Below are 6766 nucleotides of genomic sequence, written 5' to 3'. Positions count from 1 at the left end.
CATCTTCGTTAGTTAATGTCAACTAAGTTTTTCATTTTGTTTGCCGCGTTCTGCGTTATTGCATCGGCGACTTGTTCTATATTACACCTCTATATACTAATCGTCAACACCTTTTTATAAAGAAATTTAATTTAGTACCTTTGCACTCTTTTAACTCTAGATAAGGACCTACAAAGGTTTCATTAAAATAGCCACCACCGTCTACTTTTCTTTACCAATCTATTCTTCTAAATACTATTCAATTTAGGCACTTCTCTATTTCAAAAGACTTGCTTCCCCCATCTTGCCGAACTCATACGATTGATTCTTTTCAGCTAAACTAGCAACCTTATTTTAACAATTAATAGTATATACTTAGAAAGTTGCTTTATTTTTTATTACCGCTCCCTATCCCCCTTTGTTTATCAAATTGTAATATCAATAACATTCTATTAGAAACAGGTGACGATATGAAAGATATACGTATTCTTATAGCAGATGACGATAAAGAAATTCGAGACTTATTAAAAAGATATTTAGAGCGAGAATTATATATGGTAGATACTGCAATTAATGGCGAAGAAGCGTTGTGCTTATTTAACCAAAATAACTACAACCTCGTTATATTAGATCTTATGATGCCGAAAGTAGATGGTATCGAAGTGTGCAGAAAACTTAGAGATACAACTAATATTCCTATATTAATGCTAACTGCTAAAGATCACGAAGTTGATAAAATTTTGGGCTTAAGCATAGGTGCTGATGATTATATTACGAAACCTTTCAGTATTCACGAAGTGGTTGCAAGAGTAAAAGCTCTTATGCGACGTTTTTTAGTTCTTGGAAGTAACACTAACGTACAAGAGAAAACAGCTTTAACATTTAAAGGACTAACTATCGATTTTAAAAAATACACAGTCCATACGAACGGAAAAGAAATCAACTTAACTGGAAAAGAACTTGAACTATTAAAATTCTTCGCTTCAAACCCAGAGCAAGTATTTACGAAAACACAACTCTTTCGGAATGTATGGGACGATAATTATATAGAAGATGATAATACAGTTATGGTGCATATTAGAAAGCTTAGAAAGAAAATAGAAATTGATTCTTCCAATCCAAAATTCATTCAGACTGTATGGGGAATCGGTTATAAGTTTGTAGGTGAAAAGGTTGAAAAATGATAAGGTCCTCTTTCTTATTTCATTACAACTTATCATTTGCGGACTTTTAAATATAGATATGGGATACCATGTAAAAATATCTTTATTTATTACTCTCATCTTAATTACAATATATCTTTTCTTTTCAAGAATAAAATTTATTCAAAATCGCAAATCAATGGTCACTAAATTAAGCCGTGCACTTAAAGGGAATTTACAAACGAGGCTATTCACAAATAACGACTGTTCATTAAATAATATCGTGTTTTCAATAAACGAATTAATAGCTGCATTAGAAAAGGGGCAGATCGAAGCAAAGAAATCCCAAGAAGCTAGAAAACAACTTTTATCTAATATCTCACATGATATCCGGACACCACTCACTTCTATTATTGGATATATTGATGCTTTAAAAGATGATGTCGCTACTTCTGAAGTAGAAAAGCAAGAATATCTTGAAATACTTTATAAGAAATCGAATGACTTAAAACATCTGGTCGATGAAATCTTTAATATGGCCAAGCTAGATGCTGATGAATTTCCATTAAAAGAAGAAGAACTCGATTTTTCTGAAGTTACTAGAGAAGTATTAATCGAGTTTTTACCCGAGCTATCAAAACATAACATTGAACTACAAGTTCTCATACCAGAATCTACTTCTCCTATTATTGCAGATCACCTTAGCCTTATACGAATTATAGGTAATCTAATAAAAAACGCTATCCATCACGGAAAAGCTGGGAAAATAGTAGGAGTCGAACTACTAGAAACCAATACAGAATATGAGATTCTTATTTGGGACAAGGGACCCGGTATTCCAAAACATGATTTACAAAACGTATTTAAGCGGATGTACCGCAGCGAACAATCAAGAAATCCTTCTTACGGTGGTAGTGGCCTCGGACTTTCTATTTCTAAAGCCCTCGTTGAAAAAAATGGTGGGCGTATATGGGTTGACAGTATTCCTTGGGAACGAACTACTTTTGGTTTTTCCGTCCCAAAACACACTACTTTTAAGAAATAGTTAAGAAATGATTAATATGCAGTTAAACCTTCCTTTTTATTATGTAATTAAGAACTTATAGAAAGTAGGTGCCCCCTATAAATACAATTATAAAAACGACAAACCTTACTAAAGTTTATGGGAACCAAAAGTCAGTAGATAATCTAAATATAAATGTACAGCAAGGAGAAATTTATGGATTCACAGGGCGTAACGGTGCTGGTAAAACAACTACAATCCGTATGCTGCTTAGTCTTATAAAACCTACAAGTGGAAATATAGAAATATTCGGTGAGGATTTACTTCGGAATCCAAAAGACATTTTAAGAAGAATCGGTTCTATCGTTGAAGTCCCAGGATTTTATGAAAACTTAACTGCAAGAGAGAACTTATTAATTAATGCAAAGATAATTGGTGTTCACAAAAGGAATGCAATTGAAGAAGCATTAGAAATTGTAGGCTTGCAGCACGAAACAAAAAAATTAGTAGGAAAATACTCTTTAGGAATGAAGCAACGCTTAGGAATCGCACGTGCTCTTCTCCATTATCCTGAACTACTCATACTAGATGAACCAACTAACGGACTAGATCCAATCGGTATTAAAGAAATGCGAAAACTCATTAAATCTTTAGCTCAAGAAAGAAATATAACGATACTCATTTCTAGTCATATATTAGCTGAGGTGGAACAACTAGTCGATCGTATGGGAATTATTCATGAAGGAAGGTTATTAGAAGAAGTTTCTCTTGATACACTGCGTAAAGCCAATCGTAAGTACATAGAATTCCAAGTAAATAATGATAATAAAGCTGCGATGCTATTAGAAAATCATTTTCAAATTTTTGATTATGAGGTACATGATGAAGGAAATATTCGCGTTTATTCCCACTTTGGACAGCAGGGACATATCAACAGAACGTTAGTTCGTAACGATATTGAAGTATTAAAAATTGTGATGAGCGAAGATAGACTAGAAGATTATTTCACCAAACTAGTTGGGGGTGGCACAATTGGTTAATCTGCTTTATACAGAACTATTAAAATTGAAACGATCCAATATGTTTTTGATTAGTATTATCGGAGCAGGTGTCGCGCCATTTTTAGTGGTTGTAGCTTCTTATATACACATGAAGACAAAGCAACCTACTCCAACTATTTTATTTGGTCAACTGTTCACTGAAGTTAACCTATACACTACTTTAATTATAGGATTCCCCTTATATGGAGTTGTAATCGCTTATCTATTTACCCGTGAATACACGGAAGATACATTAAAAAATTTGCTAACTATCCCAGTATCACGTATTAGCTTTATTATAAGTAAGTTTATCCTTCTATTCCTTTGGATCATGATGCTAACTTTAGTTGCTTGGACGCTAACTTTATTATTAGGGCTAATAGGTAGCTTCCCTGGGTTTAGTATCACCTTACTTTTAGGCTCTCTCATAAAATTTTTAATATGTGGTGGACTTCTCTTTCTTTTGTCTTCACCTATTGTACTACTAACTCTTGTAATGAAGACCTATGTACCGCCTATTATATTAACAATCATTATTACAATGACTAACCTTATGATCGTAAATTCAAAACATAAAGACCTATTCCCATGGACCGCTACTCTAGATATAGCAAATAACGAATTACAACCGACTTATCCACCAGAGTATTCTTATATCATCATTGCAGTAACAGCTATTTTCGGATTTATTACAACACTATTCTATTTTAAAAGAGTAGATATTCATTAATTTATAGGAGTGAAACTATGAGAGATCTTATCAATGCCTTCATACTTGGCATTGTAGAAGGTTTAGCTGAATTTTTACCCATCTCTTCTACTGGCCATCTTATATTAGTCGGACATTTATTAGGTTTTGAAGGAGAAAGGGCAAAAACATTTGAAATCGTCATACAGTTAGGGGCAATTTTAGCTATCGCGATTTTATATCATAAACGCCTTATTTCTTTATGTAATATTAGCCCCCTTCTACGGAAAGAGAAAAAATTCAATGCATTACATGTTTTTCTCGGTGTATTCCCAGCAGTAGTTGTTGGCTTATTATTACATGATGTTATTAAAACATACTTATTTCAGCCGTATACTGTCGTAATCGGACTTGTAGCAGGAGCAATTCTTATGCTTTTTGCAGAAGCAAAAAAAGCAGAGGCAACCGCCTTTTCACTAGATGATTTAACATACCGTCAAGCATTAACAATTGGATTATTTCAATGCTTAGCAGTATATCCTGGCTTCTCTAGAGCGGGCTCTACTATTTCTGGAGGGCTATTAGCAAAAGTAAATTATAAGGCTGCATCTGAGTTCTCTTTTCTCATTGCCATTCCTGTAATGGCCGGAGCTACAGGGTTAGACTTATTAAAAAGTTGGAAGTATTTAAGTGTAGATGATATTCCTATGTTTGCGGTAGGATTCATTACCTCTTTTCTTGTAGCAATGCTAGCGGTAGTAACTTTCCTGAAACTTTTAGAAAAGATAGGTTTAAAACCTTTTGCATATTATCGTATTTTGTTAGCTGTCTTATTTACACTTTTCGTATTGCTATAGCTTCATATAAGCCACATATTATTAAACCGATATTCAAGGAATATCGGTTTTTATCTATTTCACCTCTAGTATTACTCACTTCAATATGGCATAGTGGGTAATAGATCAACTTTAATAATCAGAATATTCTTTGCTATCAATCGACACTTCATTAAAATATGTAACGTTAAAAGCTATATTTGAAATCCGAACCTAGTAATAGCATTTCTTCTTTAAACACATATACTGAATTAAAAATAAACACCTCAATTGATTGAATATGCCCATTATACCAACACAGAACAAACGTTCCATAAAACTACTTCCTTGCATTTAAGTAATCGTACTATATTTCACTTGCACTTATCTTTTCTATGAAAGACTCCCAATTATAAGATTTAAGGAGGTTTCATCCTATGTCTATATACACAATTAGAACAGCAGATCGAATTGCTAACAAATCATTTAGTTTCATTTAATAGTATTAACAGCACCATCGGCGAAGTCGGTATTATAGATGAACTATATGGTATTTTAAAAAGCTTCCCTTATTTTCGAGCATGTATGGATTCAATATGTCCCTCATGATCCAATAGGGGGGCAAAATGCATTTGCGTTTGTAAAAGGGATACATGATTCAACTTCTACTATTATCTATCCTTCTCATTTAGATATGGTTGGCATTCAAGACTTCGAATCGTTAAAAGAATATGCTTTCTCTCCTGAAACACTCGAACAATATTTTCAAACCGATGCAAAACCTGGAGAGTGGCTGTTCGGCCGTGGTTCTCTTGATATGAAAAGCGGCGCTGCCATTCATCTAGCCAATATACTATACTTCTCAGAACATGTGCATTTATTTGAAGGAAATTTACTTCTCTTATTCAATGAAGATGAAGAAGGGGAACATCGTGGAATTATCTCTGCCTTAACCGAACTCGAAAGACTGAAGCAAGAAAAACAATTACAGTATCGTTTGGCTTTAACAATGATTTTATAATACCTTTATATGATGGAGATACTCCGCGCTACATTTATACAGGAACTTCAGGTAAACTTCTTCCTTGTTTCTATATTTATGGAAGAGAAGTACATGTAGGTGATACATTGTCTGGCATTGATCCTAATTTTATTGCAGCCCAAATCACAAATAGACTACATAACAACTATATCCATTACCATACGAAACAATCCAAAAATTAAACATCCCATCTATTTATATGGGCGTCTACGGGAAAGATGGCCATAAATGGACAGAACGTGTTTACAAACTCTATTCATTCAGCGTATTATCTTTATTAATCCGTAACACAACAATACAAATTTTAAATGACTACAAAGCTATTACAAATAGGAAAATTGTCCAGGTCTTATAAAGAAAGTGAACTTTAACTAAAGTGAGGTAAATATACAAATGAATCCATTAGCACAATCATATTGGGATACTTATTGGGGAAACAATGAAAAACCAGAATCTGTTACAGCTTGGCAATTTGGTGATTCTCCTGATTATCTCGCTAAACTAGTCATTGATGGTGTGAAAACCGCAACATGCTCCGGCCATATTTTTTATGAATTAGAAAACGAACCACTACCAACAACTAACGATTATAGTATTGTACTCAATAGTCAGTATGAACCTGTAGCTATTATTAAGACAATAGAAGTAACTATAATGCCAATGAATGAAGTGACTGAAGAATTCACTATCGCTGAAGGCGAAGGCGATCGTACCTATAGTTACTGGAGAGACACCCATATACAGTTCTTTACAAAGGAACTAAGCGAACTTGGTCTTAGTTTTTCTGAAGATATGCTGCTCGTTTGCGAACGTTTTAAGCTTATCGATGTAAAAAACAAAGTGAAGCTATGATAAATAACGATTTTACCGGAAGTCCATACTAGATAAATACATTTATCTTTAAACAAATAAGCTTGTTATCAATGGATTTCTTGAGCCATTAATAACAAGCTTATTTCATTAAACACAAAAAAGACGAGTCATTCTGACTCGTCTTAAAGTTGCTTGGCGACGTCCTACTCTCACAGGGACAAGGTCCCAACTACCATCGGCGCTA

6 protein-coding genes and 1 pseudogene are annotated in these 6766 nt (G+C 33.8%); all 7 read left to right on the top strand.

Features of this window, described 5'->3' with window-relative positions; translation table 11 throughout:
- The first annotated feature begins 449 nt into the window (after positions 1–449).
- The 7 genes and pseudogenes from ABH955_RS29065 to ABH955_RS29035 all read left to right on the top strand — a co-directional run bounded on the left by ABH955_RS29065 (position 450) and on the right by ABH955_RS29035 (position 6561).
- Positions 450–1163, top strand: a complete 714-nt coding sequence (locus ABH955_RS29065) for a response regulator transcription factor (protein ID WP_088031704.1) — start codon at positions 450–452, stop codon at positions 1161–1163.
- The gene (locus tag ABH955_RS29060) at positions 1153–2166 is read left to right on the top strand and encodes a sensor histidine kinase (protein WP_404458407.1); all 1014 of its coding nucleotides are present in this window, start codon (positions 1153–1155) and stop codon (positions 2164–2166) included. The genes ABH955_RS29065 and ABH955_RS29060 overlap by 11 nt, the downstream gene beginning before the upstream one ends.
- 68 nt (positions 2167–2234) lie before the next feature.
- A complete protein-coding gene (locus ABH955_RS29055; protein ID WP_404491974.1) occupies positions 2235–3164 on the top strand; it encodes an ABC transporter ATP-binding protein in 930 nt (309 codons plus the stop codon).
- Positions 3157–3894 (top strand): ABC transporter permease, encoded by a 738-nt coding sequence (locus ABH955_RS29050; RefSeq protein ID WP_044438117.1) that lies wholly within the window; start codon positions 3157–3159, stop codon positions 3892–3894. Before ABH955_RS29055 ends, ABH955_RS29050 begins: the two co-directional genes overlap by 8 nt.
- A 17-nt stretch (positions 3895–3911) precedes the next feature.
- Entirely contained in the window at positions 3912–4709 is a 798-nt protein-coding gene (bacA, locus tag ABH955_RS29045) for an undecaprenyl-diphosphate phosphatase (protein ID WP_404491972.1), read from the top strand.
- Between the two features lie 390 nt (positions 4710–5099).
- Positions 5100–5858: pseudogene (locus ABH955_RS29040) on the top strand (M20/M25/M40 family metallo-hydrolase); the annotation flags it as partial.
- Between the two features lie 244 nt (positions 5859–6102).
- A complete protein-coding gene (locus ABH955_RS29035) occupies positions 6103–6561 on the top strand; it encodes an ASCH domain-containing protein (protein WP_404458414.1) in 459 nt (152 codons plus the stop codon).
- The last annotated feature ends 205 nt before the right edge of the window (positions 6562–6766 follow it).

The organism is Bacillus sp. RC240, from assembly GCF_044907945.1.
In the GTDB taxonomy this organism is placed as follows: domain Bacteria; phylum Bacillota; class Bacilli; order Bacillales; family Bacillaceae_G; genus Bacillus_A; species Bacillus_A mycoides.
Note: the sequence above shows the minus strand (reverse complement) of the source record. Positions and strands in the feature narration are given on the sequence as shown.

Coding starts and splice junctions, on each gene's coding strand:
- ABH955_RS29065 (WP_088031704.1), top strand. CDS start 450: ATGAAAGATATACGTATTCTTATAGCAGATGACGATAAAGAAATTCGA.
- bacA (WP_404491972.1), top strand. CDS start 3,912: ATGAGAGATCTTATCAATGCCTTCATACTTGGCATTGTAGAAGGTTTA.
- ABH955_RS29035 (WP_404458414.1), top strand. CDS start 6,103: ATGAATCCATTAGCACAATCATATTGGGATACTTATTGGGGAAACAAT.